Source organism: Gilliamella apis (assembly GCF_030758615.1).
In the GTDB taxonomy this organism is placed as follows: domain Bacteria; phylum Pseudomonadota; class Gammaproteobacteria; order Enterobacterales; family Orbaceae; genus Gilliamella; species Gilliamella apis_A.
Map to the genome: position 1 here is coordinate 1,605,750 of NZ_CP132381.1, position 17,358 is coordinate 1,623,107.

Sequence of the window (17,358 nt, forward strand, 5' to 3'; positions counted from 1 at the left end):
ACCAATGCCACAATATTTGATAATTATCATTTTTGGTCCATTAATCTAGCAAAAATTATAAACATGATCAATGTTAATAATAATTATTAGCATTTGCTAATGATTATCATTTAATCTTATTGCTGTAATTATAAAAATTGAATAGAATCAGGATAAGAAATCTTTATATCATGAAAATAAAAGGTAAGAACAAAAGAATTCACAAAATTGGTTAGGCTAGATTTATTAATATTTATTATAAAACTAGCCTATATTAGTAATGATTTATATGATTTTTTCTAACAAAACTAGCACTTCCATATGAGATGTATGAGGGAACATATCAAATAATTGCACTTTGGTCATTTGGTAATTAGTCAATAATTGTAGATCTTGTGCTAATGATGACAAATTACAACTTGAATACAAAATATAGTTGGGTTGTATATTTTCCAAGTATTCGACCAGTACGCTACCTGCCCCTCGTCTTGGTGGATTAAGTAAAACTAAATCAGGCGTCTGCTTTTGATGGGTTGCATATTTAGTGGCATCTAAGGATTCAAAATTAAGTTTGTCATAACCTAGCTGTTTAGCAGATTTTGATGCACATTCAATAGCATCAGAACTAATTTCAATTCCTGTTAATTGAATATTATCGTTATTAGCATGACGAACACAATGCAAACCAAATCCACCTACACCACAAAAGAGATCCCATATAGAGTTTACATCTAAATTCGCCAGCCAATCACTAGCCGTTTTATATAGTTTTTCAGCAATATAGCTATTTGTTTGAAAGAAGCTTTTTGATTTTATATAAAGTGGTATGCTATTCAACCTAAATTCTAGAAAAGGATTATCTGTTAAAATTAACTCTTCATTACCTTCTAATATAGCGGCATGGTTAGGTTGAATATTAATCGATACGACTTGTAGATTATTTATCTTATCGAGTAAATTTTGCAAACTATTTCTTATTTTCTCGACAAATGCATGTGATTTCAACACAAATCGCAGCATAAAGTGGCTTTTATCATCGATAACACTTTCGGTAATAATGACAAATTTTAACTCCCCTTTCCGCTTATTAATATTATAAGGGACCAATCCTTGTTTACGGATATAGGTGCGAACCATTTTTAGGATACTTTGCATATTTACGCTATAAAGCGGGCAATCACACAGATCAATAATTTGGTTATCATTTTGAATACCCAATATGGGTTTTTCAACCGTGCCTAGCACCGCCATTTTAGCTTTATTACGAAAACCTAATTCAGGGCTAGCAGAAGGATCTTTAACTTCTTTAGGATTAAACTTTGCTAAAGTTTCAATTAATTGGTTTTGCTTTTCATTTAGTTGAGACTTATATGGTTGATTTATTTTATGACAAGACAAACATTTATTTTCTTGATAATAGCTACATTGCATTTTATGAAAACCTTTTTTTATAATGCATTATTATATAATTAAATGGTTTTAAGCTGTATTAGTTTTCTTTTTTTATGTCCAAAAACCCCTTTCCTCAAAATTTTTTAACAAAAATCTTAAATTTAATCGTTATACTTGATTTATCAATAGCTATGATTTGACGAAATAGCGGTATATGATAGGATATTGCCATGCAAATTATAGGAACTCATTAATGTCTATTAAGTTAAAAACCCCCGCTGAAATCGAAAAAATGCGAATCGCTGGCAAATTAGCAGCAGAAGTTTTAGAAATGATTGAACCTTATGTCAAACCAGGTATTAGCACTGGTGAGCTAGATAAGATTTGTTATGAACACATTGTTAATGTGCAAAAGGCTATTCCTGCCAACATTGGTTATCATGGTTTTCAGCATACCAGCTGCATTTCAATTAACGATGTAGTATGTCATGGTATTCCAAGTTTTGATAAAAAGTTAAAAGATGGTGATATTCTTAATATTGATGTGACGGTAATTAAAGATGGTTTTCATGGGGATACATCAAAAATGTACATTGCAGGAAAACCAACTGTTGCTGGAGAAAAACTATGTCAAGTCACACAAGAGAGTTTATACGAAGCCATTAAAATAATTAAACCAGGGATCAGATTAAAAGAAATCGGTAAAGCAATTCAAAAATATGTTGATAAATTTGGATTTTCTTCTGTTCGTGAATATTGTGGTCATGGTATAGGTGAAGTATATCATGATGAACCACAAGTTTTACATTATGATGCTGACGATGGTGGTGTGATTTTAAAACCAGGTATGACCTTTACTATTGAACCGATGGTAAATACTGGGGATTGGCGTACTCGTACCATGAAAGATGGTTGGACAGTTAAAACCAAAGATCATGGATTGTCAGCCCAATATGAACACACGATTTTAGTTACAGATAATGGTGTTGAAGTTCTAACCCTTCGCAGTAATGAAAACTTTCCTCGCGTTATCGAACACTAAACAAAAAAGATTCAACAATGCTCAATTGTTGAATCTCTTCATTTTATATAGCTTAACCTAACTATCTAGAATTCAATTTCCCGCGATTTTTGAATTCATTAACTTTACCGCGACATATATTTCTAGGTTGTGATATTCGTCCCTAATATCCAGTAGCTCATAAAAAAGCGTCCAAAATCCTTCAAGCTTTGGTTTTAGCAAATTTAATATAATAACGTATAAAGCTTACGGCGATAGCTACTAGCAAGTGCGTTATTCGTTCCTAAAGCTGCTAATAGATCTAGTAAAGTTTTCTTCACCTGCCCTTCGCCAGCATTCAGATCTTTTGTTAAAGGTTTGAACAATAGTTCTAAGGCTTCTTCGTGCCGGCCAACCTGCATTAATTGCGATGAAAGTTGAATCATTAACTCAACATTATCTGGCTGTTTAGCTAATTCAGCTTGTAATTGCTGTAATTCAGGTGAATTCGCTGCTTGTTCGAGTAACTCAATTTCGGCTTGTAAACCGTGGTATGCTGTATCCTGATCTTGCAATGGAATAGTTGTCAAAACCTCCTTTGCTTCAGCTAGTTGTTTTTGTTCTATTTGGCTTTTCGCTAACATTAACGCAATATCTGATCTTGGTTTGCCTAAATGATCTTTAAGTACAGTCCAAGTTTGTTTTAATAAAGGTAATGCTTGCGCATATTGGCCTTCATTAAATAATTGTTGTGCTTCAATAAGCTTCAGTTCATCTTCATTGGGTAAAATTTTATCTAAAAAAGTTTTAATAGTTTCTTCATTTTGTGGCCCCTGAAAACCATCAACAGGTTGACCATTTTGAAACATATAAACGGTTGGAATTGCTCTAAGCCCAAATTGAGCTGCTAACATTTGTTGTTCATCACAATTTACGCTAGCAAGAATGAATTGTCCGTGATGTTGTGTTGCTAATTTGGTTAACGTATTTGTCATTTCTTGATAATTAGGACTTCTTGGTGACCAAAAATAGAACAACACTGGATTACTGGTTGATTTTTCGATAATTTCTTGAATATTCTGTTCATTAACATCAAAAATAAATTGATTTGACATAATCTATCCTATAAATATGTTTAACTGTTTATTTATTTTGTAAAATTTTATCCATTAATCTATCTGGAAGCAAACGTTTAGCTATTGCCGCCAGTTTAGTTACTTTTGTTACCCTGTAACGTATTTTTGGTTTATTATGCTCTAATGCGTGATACAGATAGGGTAATATCGCTTCAGGAGCTAACGTAAAGCGTTTGGCAATAGGTGGATTTTTTACTATTTTTTCTTTTTCGGTCTGATTTACATTATTTGAAAAATAGGTTTTCAATGGACCAGGTTCGATTAAACAAACTTTAATATTGGTGTTAGCTAACTCTAAACGCAGTACATCAGACCATGCTTCTAAAGCATATTTGCTGGCAGAATATGCGCCTCTTCCTGGTGTTGCGACTATTCCAACAATCGAGCTAGTTTGAATTATTCTACCTTCATTTTGTTCAATCATTGCCGGTAATAGTAATTGAGTCAATTGATGAACACCAAAAAAGTTAGTAGAAAACTGTGATTCTAATTGTGATCGACTAATAGTGTTTAAACGGCCGTAAACGCCAAATCCAGCATTGTTAAATAATGCATATAATTTACCCTCACACAAGGTTAATACTTGTTGTGCAGCTTGATTAATTGAATTGGCATCGTCTAAGTCTAACAAAACGGTTTCAAAACCTTGCTCAATTAATTTTTGTTGGTCTGCTATTTTGCGACATGATGCAATGACACGATAACCTCGTTTTTTCAATGCGATAGCTGAAATCAATCCTATACCGCTTGAACAACCTGTTATAAAAATTGTACGCAAATTTTATCTCCGTTATATTCATTTATTGTCAAGTTAACTTACAGCAATTATGATAGCACATTTAAAATAAATATACGGTTAATAAGCCAAGAGGACCATATGAAAATTGCTATTATCGCTGCTATGGAAGAAGAAGTAGCCATACTAAAGAGTAAAATTACCGATTATCAATTGGAGCGTCATTTAGGATGTGATTTTCATATTGGTAAAATAGCCAATTGTGAAATTGTATTATTACAATCAGGCATAGGTAAAGTTGCTGCAGCCTCAGGAACAACATTATTATTAAATAATTATCAAGTTGATGCAGTTATTAATACCGGTTCAGCGGGTGGTCTATCAACGGAACTGAATATCGGAGATATTATTGTATCAAAAGATGTATTTTATCATGATGTTGATTTAACCGCCTTTGGATATAAACCAGGTCAAATGTCAGGTTGTCCTGTTTCGTTTGCTGCTGATATTAATTATCAATCATTAGCTAAGCAATGTATAAAGAAACATGGGGTCAACGCTGTTGATGGCTCAATTGGCAGTGGTGATGCCTTTATAAATGGTAAAAACAATTTAGAACGGATTAAAGAAACTTTTCCTAATGCTATCGCTGTTGAAATGGAAGCCGCCGCTATTGGCCATGTTTGTTGGTTATTTAAAGTACCTTTTGTGGTGGTGAGAGCAATTTCGGATAATGGTGATAATGAATCGGCAGTTGATTTTCAATCATTTTTAAAACTTGCTGCTGCCCAATCATCAAAAATTGTTGAATCGATGCTAAGTGAACTAGCTTAAAATAAAAATTGGTGTCAATCAAATTTGACACCTTTTAACTAAAATTTTGTCATTCTTACATTATGTAATTAATCAATTAGGTAGGTCATATTGTTCAAATAATGGTTTACGCCATCCTGACAGAATTTCAGGAATCTCACCTTTCCTATCATTTTGCCATTTTACATACTGATTGATTAATCGTCTTGAAAGTATTAATTCGCTGTTAAGTCCTGTTTTTGATGCTATTGTTTCAGCGATTTGTTTCAATGAATCAGCAATATTTTTATAATTTGGATAACTATTAATACGTTGAATTGCCGGAATAATAGGTATAGGTTGAAGCAATATATCCAAAATTGTTTGGCCATATGAACGGATATCTTTACCTTTCATACCCAATTTATCCAGTTCAGCTAAAGAAGTTGGTTGATAACGAGCTATTTTCCATAAAATCTCTTCATGTACCACAAAATTCAACGCTATATCGTGAGTTTTGGCAAATTGATAACGCCAGCAAGCAAGTTTAGCTAATTGCCCTAAACTATCCCCTTTCAATTGCCAGCTATTTTTAATATTTAAGTAAGCCTTTTGAGGATCAAATATTTCACATTTACGTGCAATTGCATTTTGACACTCTTGATAAGCAGCCGCTAAATAATCAATCGATATAAGCTGAGATTTTAAACTATTCATTAATGGAAACAGATATAAAACATCATTAATAGCATAATCACACTGTTTTTCTGTCAAAGGGCGTTTTAACCAATCAGTTCGTGTTTCGCTTTTATCTAACTCAACGCCAAGATATTTATTAACTAAACTTGCATAACCACTACTAATTGGATTATCCAAAAAAGAAGCTAAAATTTGGCTATCAATTACTGGAGAAGGAACACAATTAAATGTATGTAGAAACACTTCAATATCTTCGCTGCAGGAATGGAAATATTTTTCAATTTTAGGATTGGTTAAAATCACTAAGAATTCCTGCCAATCGTTAATATTAAGCGGATCAATTAAGGCGGCATGTTTACCATCAAAAACCTGTAACAGCCCTAAATGAGGATAAAAAGTCCTAGTTCGTACAAATTCAGTATCCAATGCTATAGCACTACTATTCTTGATCTTTTGACAATAATTGGATAATTCATCATTACTAATAATAAATTGATAATTCAAAATACGCTTCCTATTTAAGATAATCTATTGAATGGTAGTTTTGTTGACAAAAGATACATCGATTACAACGATTTCAGAGCGAGTCATTAATCGAATTGGTGGGCCTCCAAATCCGTAACCGCTATTGACTATACTGGTGAAATGATGATCAGTATCGTGATAAATTCCATTGGCATTTTTGTACATCATCGCCACCAATATATTGATAGGAAAGATTTGACCACCATGAGTATGTCCAGATAACATTAAATCTACTTGTTGTTCTGCTACATCTTTAATATCTCGTGGTTGGTGATCTAGTAAAATTATTGGTCTATCAGTATCAGAAAACATAATTAAATCGGATAATGAGGCGCGCTTAACATCGTACTTATATGATGAAAAGTCATCACGCCCTATCAACGTAATGCCAACCTCATCAAGATAAACAATATCATCTTTCAATACTTTTAAATGCGCCTGTTTGAATGCATTAATGATATCTTCTTCACGATTATTATTATCATGGGTACCTAAATATTCATGATTACCAAAAATAATATAATTGCCGTATTTCGACTTTAATTGTTGGAACTGTTCAATAAATCCATTTTCGAGGAAAGGTTTTAATCGTTTATCTAATGTATCGCCAGTTATCACAATAAAATCAGCCTTTAAGTTATTTACCTTGTCAATCATGTTTTGAATCATACTTGCAGAGGTATGCTCATTAATATGAATGTCAGAAAGTTGCACAATTCTTAGACGATCAACGTTGGCTGATTTATTAATTACAACCTGATAATCAACTATTTTAGGATTTATCGCCATTTCATGACCAAAACAAAACAAAGCCACAACCGCAATAATAAAACTGATTTTATGCCAAAGATTGGGCTTAATTTGCTTTTTACAAAACCGATAAACAATTTCAAAAATGAGTGTTATAAAAACACTACAGATCATCAAACCAGAAATCGTTAGCAGAAACAGATGTAATCCCGAGGTTAAAATATCATTTAATACTCTAGCAAGAATAAACGATCCACCGGCCAGACCAATAGTCAGCCAATAAATAATTCGACCATAACCGCTTAACTGAAGGTTAAACCAAAACTGCCAGCGTTTTCCTAATAAAAATGTGACCGAAATAGTGATAATAATCGTTGCAAAAATGGCTATAAAATCAACAAAAGTCATAATTACTCGAACAATTGGACGCAAAAAATGGTATGATAACAGAATTAGATTCTATAGTACCAATAACTTTTATGGATACCAAAAAAGACCAGCTATTTGCAACTCCGATCAACAAATTAGGTGATTGGACTTTTGACGAAAAAGTTGCCGAAGTTTTCCCAGATATGGTGCAACGCTCAGTACCCGGTTATTCGAATATAATATCAATGATTGGTATGCTAGCTGACCGATTTGTACAACCTAACTCTATGATTTATGATTTAGGCTGCTCGTTAGGTGCTGCCACTCTCGCCATTCGTCGTAATATCAAACACGAAAACTGTCACATTATCGCTATTGATAACTCATTACCTATGGTAGAACGATGCAAAAAACATATTGATGCCTATAAATCAAATACGCCTGTCGATGTTATATGTGAAGATATTTGTAATGTAAATATGCAAAATGCATCAATGGTAGTTCTTAATTTTACCTTGCAATTTTTAACCCCCGAAAATCGACAACGGGTTTTAAATAATATTTATCAAGCTTTGCGACCAAATGGCATATTAGTCTTATCGGAAAAGTTTAGTTTTAGTGATGTAACTGTCGACGAATTATTATTTAACATGCATCATGATTTCAAAAGAGCCAATGGCTATAGTGAACTGGAAATAAGCCAAAAACGTAATATGCTAGAAAATGTTATGCTTACAGACACCGTTGCAACCCATAAACAACGACTGATAACAGCAGGATTTGAGCATGTTGACACCTGGTTTCAATGCTTTAATTTTGGCTCAATTATTGCTATCAAATAACCTCTAGATTTTATTCAATTATAAAGGAAAAAAGAATGATTGATTTTGGTGATTTTTACCAAATTATCGCAAAAAATAAGCTTAAAAATTGGCTTGAAGTATTACCGGCGCAATTAGCTAATTGGCAAAAACAAAATTTAGATAACCGTTTTAGTCAATGGATAAATAGTATTAAACACTTGCCAGCAATCACCCCTTTTCAAGTTGATCTATTACATAGTGTAACTGTAAAAACAGAGCAACCATTATCTTGTGGCGAACAGCAACGTATCACACAATTATTAAAAACTATGATGCCATGGCGTAAAGGCCCTTTTCATCTTTATGGCGTTGATATTGATACTGAATGGCGTTCCGATTGGAAATGGCAAAGATTGATTAATCACATCGATAATTTAGAAGGTAAAACAGTTCTCGATGTTGGTTGTAATAGTGGTTATCATTTATGGCGAATGATTGGTGCAGGAGCCAAACTTGCTGTTGGTATTGACCCAATGGCTCTTTATCTATGTCAATTTGAAGCAATAAGAAAACTATTAGGCAATGATCAGCGAGCTCACTTACTTCCATTAGGCATTGAGGAATTACCAAAATTAAACGCATTTGATACGGTTTTTTCAATGGGAGTATTATATCATCGTCGCTCACCGCTTGATCATCTTTATCAATTGAAAGATCAATTAGTTGATGGTGGCGAATTAGTACTCGAAACATTGGTTATTGAGGGAACCGAACATCAAGCATTAATGCCTGGTGAACGTTATGCTCAAATGCGAAATGTCTATTTTATTCCATCAGTACCAACCATGATAAATTGGTTACATAAATGTGGTTTTAAAGATATAAAAATGGTTGATATATCCAAAACCAGTTTGGATGAACAACGCAAAACAGAATGGATGGAATCAGATTCATTAGCGGAATTTTTAGATCCGAACGATTTATCCAAAACAGTAGAAGGTTATCCTGCGCCAATGCGGGCAGTATTTGTTGCTAGAAAATGATTTTTTAATTTTATTGGGATTAAAAGTAACGATTATTTTTCTAGTCTTTTAAAATAGATAAACACAATAAAAAAACGGGCTTTTGCCCGTTTAATCTATCAATATATTTTATATAAATAAGTTCGATTAATATTAATTATTTTTTATGATCATTTGAACAGGATAATGATCAGAATATTTGTCCGTAAAATCATCTTTTATAACTTGAACATCAATGACATTATTTTTAAGTGGTGGTGAAACATAAATATAATCATAGCGTAATGGAACTGATGCTTGATCATAAAATACTTTAGTTGGTGCAGTTGCAACAAATTCTTTATGCTTAATTTTTAATGCATCAATAAAACCAGCATCCAGAAGATTTTGTTGTACAGTATAACTTAGTTTACCATCAACCAGATTTTCTAAAATTGGCCTTTTCTTTTGCTTTTCTTTAATATCCTCTAAAAGGGTACTTTTATCATAGTCAGATTTATCTGCCGGTGAAAACGAGTTCAAATCTCCGGCAATTATCCATTTCCCTTTAGGATCACGACTATATTTGATTGAATCGATAATTAAATTAATCTCATCAATTCGTTTAGCCGTCCAAAATGGATTCATATGCGTAATTACAAAATGATAATTTCCAATGTCTGCATAGAGTGCCCCATGCCACAAATTATCAACGACTTTGTTAACATTAATTATTGGATACTTTGAAGTAATAGCTACAGGGAAAAAAGCAGCATCTTCTGGTGATTCTTTTAAAAGAACCGCATATTTATGACCATAACTAGCTGCAAATTTTTCAAGTTTTTCACGAGTAAAAAAATTCATTTCTTGCCAAGCAATAATATCGGCATCTTGTGCTTTGGCCCAATCAATATATTTCTGTTTCCCTTCACTCTCATCTAACTTCATACCATTATAGACGTTATAACTAATGATTTTTAGTTGTTTAGCATCATCAAGTGAGGCAAAAGCGCTAGAGGTACTAAGAATAATTCCACTAATCAATGCGACAATTTTCAACTTAGTTTTATTCATAAGATATTCCTTTCTATTATTAATATCACATTAATACTATATCGATTTAACTTTAACCAAAAGTTTTTTTATAATTTATGTGAGTTATATCAATAAAATTATTTACAAATTGTGCTAATTAACTGCTGTCAATCCTGAAAATATTTATCTAAATAATATTTTTTACTTACCAAGAAAAAAGCACCTAATTGTTCAATTAGGTGCCACATATAATATATTATCAATCAATAATTAAATAATCATTCAATAATAATAAGATTTAATTCATCACTATCCTCTAATGCCGATTCAATTTCTCTAGTAGCATACATATATGTGTGTTCTGGATTTATATCTCCAACACATCTTCTCATGATATCGTGTTTTGTTCTGAAAGTTTCATCGGATTTTATTTGATTATATAATTTAGTCAAATCATCTCCTTTTAAGGTGAAAAGGTTATTCCAATCAGCTAAATGTTGTTTTACAAATTCTCGCCCCTCATCACATTTAATTTTATCTAAATTAATATTGGGAACAATATATTTAGTTAAATCAGCATATTTCTTTGGTTGGTTTGGAAATTGTATTGTCTTAAGATCTTCTTCAGATTCAGCTAGATAATCAATAAAATCAGCTTCACGAAACAATTTATCCTTTTTAGTAATACCTTTACTTCTTATTTCATCTGGTAACTTATCATTTATGCCATAATCCCATGCATTCTCATATCTATCGTCATTTCTTTCAATAAATACATCATTAATAATTTTAATAGGAAGTTCTATCTCATGAGGTTCACCATTGATAGTCACTTCGAACGTTTTAAGATGATCTTTAATTCTACTTTCGTAATTTTCTTGACTATTCGTATAATATGTTCGATACATATAATAATTGGATTGAGTTGGATTGATAAATCCAGTGTTATTAAATGTTGAGGGTTTAGCTAAAAAGTTTAATGATTGGCCATTATAAGTCAACTGATGTTTACCATATTCAAATTCATATTTAACGCTTGATTTAGCGGGAATAGCTAACTCATTACCATCAATTGCTACTTTTATTTCCTTGTCTGTTGGGTTATCAATCAAACGTTTTACAGATTTTCCTGTAGTGCTTGATTCAAAGCAACCAACCAAAGAAAGGCTACATACCAAAAGCAAAGAATATTTAAATCTTTTCATAACATCCATTTATTTAGTTTATATTACAAGAGTACAAATCTTAACATAAAAAAAATGATGTTGTTAATAGAAAAATTAAAAGGCACTAAACCTAATTATAAGATTTAGTGCCTTTTATTTTTTATAATTTGATCTTTAAAATATTTTCAGATTTATTTGATTACAAAAAAGTATATATCACGTCCTTTAGTTAAAGCGTCGTCTAACGGCCTAATAGCTTTGGAATAAGTTTGTTCAGGATCTTTTTCGTTAGGACAAAGTTTTTTAGAACCAAGTAAGGCATGCATACCATCATATCCCCCAAATCCTTCATACTTACTTGCAACGTCACTACCCGTTAAAGTGAAAAGTTGTTGCCATTTATCTAATGTGTCCTGTAAATATTTTTTACCTTCATCACATGTTATGCTTTCTAAATCAAGTTTCGGAAATAGATACTGATTAATTTCAGACAATTTTTTAGGTTTATTAGGAAAACTAATTTCATCTTCTATACCATCTTCTTTTAAAAACTTCAAATATTCACTTTCACGATACATTTTAATTTTACGAGATTGATAAGATTGATTTTTATTAATATTTTCAGTAATTTCGTCGGGAATATTTTCATCAATAGAGTAATCCCATCTATTATCTCGATCTTCAATAAAGAAATTATTAACCACTTTTACAGGAAGCTCAACCTCTACTTGCTCACCATCTAAGATCACTTCAACTTTATTAAGCGATTTCTCATATAATTTGTCGTATGTTTCATCACTGGTGTTGTCAGTTGCATAGATAAAAGTGTGTAACATATAATTGCTTTGGGTTGGATTAATAAAGCCTCGACCATTGAATTTTACAGGTTTTACAAAAAACTCAATCGACTCATTATTATAAGCTAAATTATGTTTACCATATTCAAAAGTATACTTAATGTTTGAGTTAGCGGGAATGACAACATCTTTACCATCAATAACTAACTTAATTTCATTGGCAGTAGGATTATCAATTAAACGAACTTGTGAAGTTGGACCATTAAAGCAGCTACAAAGTGTTATACTGCAAGCTAATATAAAAGAATACTTTAAACTTTTCATAACATCCATTTGTTTTATTTATATTATAAGAGTACAAATTTTAACATAAAAAAAATAATGTTGTTAACAGAAAAATCAAAAGGCACTAAACCTAATTATAAGATTTAGTGCCTTTTATTTTTTATAATTTGATCTTTAAAAGATTTTCAGATTTATTTGATTACAAAAAAGTATATATCACGACCTTTAGTTAAAGCGTCGTTTAACAGCCTAATAGCTTTGGAATAAGTTTGTTCAGGATCTTTTTCGTTAGGACAAAGTTTTTTAGAACCAAGTAAGGCATGCATACCATCATATCCCCCTAATCCTTCATACTTACTTGCAAAATCACTTCCTGTTAAATTAAAAAGTTGTTGCCACTTATCTAATGTGTCTTGTAAATATTTTTTACCTTCATTACATGTAATACTTTCCAAATCAAGTTTCGGAAATACATACTGATTAATTTCAGACAATTTTTTAGGTTTATTAGGAAAACTAACCTCATCTTCCTCTTCTAACCAATCTTCTTGTAAAAACTTCAAATATTCGCTTTCACGATACATTTTAATTTTACGAGATTGATAAGATTGATTTTTATTAAGATTTTCAGTAATTTCGTCAGGAATATTTTCATCAATAGAGTAATCCCATCTATTATCTCGATCTTCAATAAAGAAATCGTTAACCACTTTCACAGGAAGATCAATCTCTACTTGCTCACCATCTAAGATAACATCAACTTTATTAAGTGATTTCTCAAATAATTTGTCATACGTTTCATCACTGGTGTTGTCAGTTGCATAGATAAAAGTGTGTAACATATAGTTGCTTTGGGTTGGATTAATAAAGCCTCGACCATTGAATTTTACAGGTTTTACAACAAAGTCAATTGACTCATTATTATAAGCTAGATTATGTTTACCATATTCAAAAGTATACTTGATATTTGAATTAGCTGGAATGACAACATCTTTACCATCAATAACTAACTTAATTTCATTGGCAGTAGGATTATCAATTAAACGAACTTGTGAGGTTGGACCATTAAAGCAGCTACAAAGCGTTATGCTACAAGCTAATATAAAAGAATATTTTATTTTTTTCATCACATTTAACTACTTTTTTATATAATTTTCACATCGAAGTTCGTAAATATTAACACAACGAATTTAAGAGTAAATCATCAAAATCTAAAACTCTTTATTAAGAAATACTAAAATCAAATCAAACCTTTGATGCTATAACAACCTACACAATAAATTTATTTTAATTATTTATAAATATGCAATGTTATGTACAACAACATAAACTATCCTAATTTATTACTAGAATAGTTTATAGATAATTGTTTGCTTATTGTTGTGGCCAGATAAAACGACCTTTCGCATCAGAATCTTCACTAATGAATTTTTTAAGTACATCTGATTGGTAAAGTTGTTTTATCTCTTGAGCCCATTTACTGTTCAAATTTTCTTTTTTTACAACCACCATTAATTCTAGATTAGGTGTTAACTTTTCTTGTACTAAAACATTATCAGCTGGAACTTTACTTAACCATGCGACACCGCCAGGCATTATCGCATAATCAACTTCACCAAGAGTTCGAGGAATTAATTCCGATAATATCGATTTAAATTTCAAATTATATCTATTGTCAGCAATGTCATTTAAATCTAATGTCCCTGATTTGCTTTCAGGTTTTAAAGTAATCCAATTTAAGCTTTGCAAAAATAATAGTGATCTGGCTTTATTTGAAGGATCATTAGGAATAACAATTGTTTGGTCATTTGCTATTTCATCAACCGAATGATGCAGTTGAGAAAATAGCGCAGCAGAAATCGAAGGAATATGGACTAAAGAAACAAGATTACTTTTAGTTTCTTTATTATATACATCAAGATAAGCTTGATGCTGTGCTGCATTAAGATCAATACTTCCTTCAACTAAAGCGGTATTTGAGTCTCTAAGAGAGCTGAAATTTACCAATTTAACTTTATAACCCTTTTGTTCTAAAGCTGGCTTAACGATTTTCTCCATCATGATGTTATGCATACTTGGCGGTAAACCAACAATGATCTCTTTTTTGTCTTGCTGACTTTCTTTGGCTGATTCTGACTTATTGTCACAGCCAATCAGAGTCAAACCCAACAGTAGAATTAAGTAAATATATTTTTTCATTATCACTCCCTATTTCAATCAGTAAGTTAATCTAATTGAACAACTAATTCTATTATTTAGAGATAACATTATAGATAGTGATTAACTATTGGGATAATACGAAAAAATTATATCTATATTCATAATAGATATATACAATTACTCTTTATTTTTCACTAATTTTTAGATAACATTTTCAACCGGCTGCTCAGACAGATTTTCTTTTAACCATCTAACAAAAGCCTTCACTTTTGGATTGCGGTGCCTAGTAGCAGATACTACATAGTAACGCTGTTTACATGTTAAAGCCATATTTGGAAATGGTGTGATTAACTCGCCTGAAGCAATATATTTGTTAATTATGTTTTTTCTTCCCATGGCAATACCCGAATGATTAATTGCAGCGACGATAGCTAAATCGGATCGATCAAATAACATCGTCGGCAAATCTTCAAAATCAATATCAATATTAAAGTGCTTGCCCCAAGATTGCCATTCATCGAAGTTAGAATCATATCGCCAAGCTTGATTGTCGTGTAATATTAGACAATGTTTTAGATTTTCAACACATTCATTAAGTTGATAGTGTTCAGCATATGTAGGACTACATATCGGCATAATTGTTTCATTCATTATGTGATAAACATCCAAATCTTCATGTTGCAAATCATCATAATAAATTGCTAAATCAACACAGTGCCGATTAAAATTGACTACCCCATTGCCGGTTAAAATATTCAAGGTAATATAAGGATGTTTTTTATTAAATTCAGATATTTTCGGTACAAGCCATTCTTTTGCAAAGGAAGGACGCGAATAAATGGTTAGTTGTCCCATCAATTCTTGACTCTTTATTTCAAATATTTCTCTATTTAGTATCGCCAAAGATTTTTTTAAAATATTAAATAAATTCTTACCATTTTGAGTTAACTCAATCCGGCGATGAAACCGGTTAAATAACTTAAAATTTAATTCTTCTTCAAGTTTATTAATTTGATGACTAACGGCACTTGGGGTAATACATAACTCTTCGGCTGCACGCATAAAAGAACAATAACGTGCAGCAGCTTCAAAAGTGTGAAATTTTGCTAATTGATATCCTGATACCAATCGATTAGTGGTAATAAAACGATCATCATCCAACATTGCACATCCTTACTTACCTAATTTTTTTAACATTTAACTAAAAATGACAAATCAAATACAATTAATTAAATTAATAACTACTACTTTCTTACAGCATAATGCTTATTCAACCGAGTATTACTCATGTGAAGATGATTAATTATCATTTGTCAGTTATCTCCCCATAAAATCTAATACGCGCTGATTTTTACTTTCATTGAAATGGGAAAACATTATGGATTCACAGATTTGGGAGTTAGGTGTTTTAATTTCAAGTATTTTATTAATTGTAATAAGTATAATCAAATTTAAACTTCATCCATTTTTAGCTTTATTATTATCCAGCTTTTATGTTGGTGTATTGATGAAAATGAAGCCATTAAATATGATTGCTTCTATTGAAGATGGTATTGGTGGTACACTCGGTTTTTTAGCTGCAGTAATTGGTTTAGGTACCATTCTGAGTAAAATGATAGAAATATCAGGTGCAGCTGAACGCATTGGTATTACTTTACAAAAATGCCGCTGGTTATCACCAGATGTTATTATGGTATTGATTGGCATGATTTGCGGTATAACATTATTTGTTGAGGTCGGCGTTGTACTCTTGATACCATTAGCCTTTTCAATTGCTAAAAAAACCAAAACATCATTGTTAATGTTAGCAATTCCATTATGTACTGCACTTATGACGGTTCATTGTATTGTTCCACCTCATCCAGCTGCACTGTATGTCACTAATGCTTTAGGCGTTGATATTGGTAGTGTAATTTTATATGGATTAATTATTGGAATAATCGCATCATTAGCCGGAGGTTCTATTTTTTTAAGAATGATCAAAAATAGAATTCCATTTAAAGCTGTACCGGAACAATTTTCCGATTTAAAAATAAGAACTGCAGAAGAATTACCTTCATTAGCTGCAACATTACTTATAATTTTATTACCCATTTTTCTCATGCTGATTAAAACAATTACGGAGTTAAACATGGATAAAAACACGTCAATTTATACTGTTTTAGAATTTACCGGTAATCCTATTACCGCTATGTTTATTGCTACATTTGTTGCCTATTATATGCTAGGTCTAAGACGTGAAATGAAAATGGCCGACTTACTCAATAAAACTGAAGATTGTTTTTCAACAATTGGCAATATTTTGTTAATTATCGCCGCTGGTGGTGCATTTAATGGTATTTTAAAAGCGAGTGGCTTGAGTGATAGTTTAGCAAGTATTTTATCTCTCTTAGATATGCATCCAATTTTATTGGCATGGCTAGTAGCAATAATTTTGCATGCGGCAGTAGGTTCAGCAACGGTTGCTATGATGGGCGCCACAGCAATCGTATCACCGATGCTAATCCTTTATCCTGATATCAGTCCGGAAATCATTACACTGGCTATAGGTTCGGGTGCTATTGGTTGTACCATAGTTACTGATTCGTTATTTTGGCTTGTTAAGCAATATTGTGGTGCGACAATGACTGAAATGCTGAAATACTACACCTCTGCAACATTCATTGCTTCAGTAGTGGCATTAATGGTTACTTTTTTATTATCTAATTTTATTTAGATATCTTTCAAGGAGTG

16 protein-coding genes are annotated in these 17,358 nt (G+C 31.7%); 5 read left to right on the forward strand and 11 right to left on the reverse strand.

Annotated elements, in window-relative coordinates; genetic code table 11:
• Positions 1-264: 264 nt before the first annotated feature.
• On the reverse strand, positions 265-1,410 hold the full coding sequence (rlmC, locus tag RAM17_RS07365; protein WP_110447837.1) for a 23S rRNA (uracil(747)-C(5))-methyltransferase RlmC: 1,146 nt from the start codon (positions 1,408-1,410) through the stop codon (positions 265-267).
• A gap of 214 nt (positions 1,411-1,624) precedes the next feature.
• Here rlmC and map point away from each other — a divergent pair, with 214 nt between their 5' ends.
• On the forward strand, positions 1,625-2,413 hold the full coding sequence (gene map, locus RAM17_RS07370; RefSeq protein WP_110447836.1) for a type I methionyl aminopeptidase: 789 nt from the start codon (positions 1,625-1,627) through the stop codon (positions 2,411-2,413).
• A 203-nt stretch (positions 2,414-2,616) separates the two neighbouring features.
• On the opposite strand, the gene RAM17_RS07375 is transcribed toward map, so the two are convergent.
• Complete coding sequence (locus tag RAM17_RS07375; RefSeq protein ID WP_110447835.1) at positions 2,617-3,486, reverse strand: co-chaperone YbbN; 870 nt, start codon at positions 3,484-3,486, stop codon at positions 2,617-2,619.
• 28 nt (positions 3,487-3,514) lie between these two features.
• Positions 3,515-4,285 (reverse strand): SDR family oxidoreductase, encoded by a 771-nt coding sequence (locus tag RAM17_RS07380; RefSeq protein WP_110447834.1) that lies wholly within the window; start codon positions 4,283-4,285, stop codon positions 3,515-3,517.
• A 99-nt stretch (positions 4,286-4,384) separates the two neighbouring features.
• On the opposite strand from RAM17_RS07380, the gene RAM17_RS07385 reads away from it, so the two are divergent.
• Positions 4,385-5,077, forward strand: a complete 693-nt coding sequence (locus tag RAM17_RS07385) for a 5'-methylthioadenosine/adenosylhomocysteine nucleosidase (RefSeq protein ID WP_110447833.1) — start codon at positions 4,385-4,387, stop codon at positions 5,075-5,077.
• 72 nt (positions 5,078-5,149) lie between these two features.
• Here RAM17_RS07385 and rnd read toward each other — a convergent pair whose 3' ends face one another.
• Positions 5,150-6,238, reverse strand: coding sequence for a ribonuclease D (gene rnd / locus RAM17_RS07390; protein WP_110447832.1), 1,089 nt, complete (start codon positions 6,236-6,238; stop codon positions 5,150-5,152).
• Positions 6,239-6,262: 24 nt separating this feature from the next.
• On the reverse strand, positions 6,263-7,417 hold the full coding sequence (locus RAM17_RS07395) for a metallophosphoesterase (protein ID WP_110447831.1): 1,155 nt from the start codon (positions 7,415-7,417) through the stop codon (positions 6,263-6,265).
• Between the two features lie 32 nt (positions 7,418-7,449).
• Here RAM17_RS07395 and cmoA point away from each other — a divergent pair, with 32 nt between their 5' ends.
• A complete protein-coding gene (gene cmoA / locus RAM17_RS07400; protein ID WP_110447830.1) occupies positions 7,450-8,220 on the forward strand; it encodes a carboxy-S-adenosyl-L-methionine synthase CmoA in 771 nt (256 codons plus the stop codon).
• Between the two features lie 35 nt (positions 8,221-8,255).
• Positions 8,256-9,224 carry a tRNA 5-methoxyuridine(34)/uridine 5-oxyacetic acid(34) synthase CmoB gene (gene cmoB / locus RAM17_RS07405; protein WP_110447829.1) on the forward strand — a complete coding sequence of 323 codons (969 nt, stop codon included), beginning with the start codon at positions 8,256-8,258 and terminating at the stop codon, positions 9,222-9,224.
• A 132-nt stretch (positions 9,225-9,356) separates the two neighbouring features.
• On the opposite strand, the gene RAM17_RS07410 is transcribed toward cmoB, so the two are convergent.
• The 6 genes from RAM17_RS07410 to dsdC all read right to left on the reverse strand — a co-directional run bounded on the left by RAM17_RS07410 (position 9,357) and on the right by dsdC (position 15,789).
• The gene (locus RAM17_RS07410) at positions 9,357-10,256 is read right to left on the reverse strand and encodes an endonuclease/exonuclease/phosphatase family protein (RefSeq protein WP_110447828.1); all 900 of its coding nucleotides are present in this window, start codon (positions 10,254-10,256) and stop codon (positions 9,357-9,359) included.
• 239 nt (positions 10,257-10,495) lie between these two features.
• Positions 10,496-11,422, reverse strand: coding sequence for a hypothetical protein (locus RAM17_RS07415; protein ID WP_306239732.1), 927 nt, complete (start codon positions 11,420-11,422; stop codon positions 10,496-10,498).
• A 152-nt stretch (positions 11,423-11,574) separates the two neighbouring features.
• Positions 11,575-12,504: a hypothetical protein gene (locus RAM17_RS07420; protein WP_110447826.1), complete on the reverse strand. Its 930-nt coding sequence runs from the start codon at positions 12,502-12,504 to the stop codon at positions 11,575-11,577.
• 152 nt (positions 12,505-12,656) lie between these two features.
• Positions 12,657-13,592, reverse strand: coding sequence for a hypothetical protein (locus tag RAM17_RS07425; protein WP_110447825.1), 936 nt, complete (start codon positions 13,590-13,592; stop codon positions 12,657-12,659).
• A gap of 247 nt (positions 13,593-13,839) precedes the next feature.
• Positions 13,840-14,664, reverse strand: coding sequence for a MetQ/NlpA family ABC transporter substrate-binding protein (locus tag RAM17_RS07430; RefSeq protein WP_110447824.1), 825 nt, complete (start codon positions 14,662-14,664; stop codon positions 13,840-13,842).
• A gap of 162 nt (positions 14,665-14,826) precedes the next feature.
• On the reverse strand, positions 14,827-15,789 hold the full coding sequence (gene dsdC / locus RAM17_RS07435; protein ID WP_110447823.1) for a DNA-binding transcriptional regulator DsdC: 963 nt from the start codon (positions 15,787-15,789) through the stop codon (positions 14,827-14,829).
• Positions 15,790-16,003: 214 nt separating this feature from the next.
• Between dsdC and dsdX the strand changes: the two genes are divergently transcribed.
• Entirely contained in the window at positions 16,004-17,341 is a 1,338-nt protein-coding gene (gene dsdX, locus RAM17_RS07440) for a D-serine transporter DsdX (protein WP_110447822.1), read from the forward strand.
• Positions 17,342-17,358 lie beyond the last annotated feature (17 nt).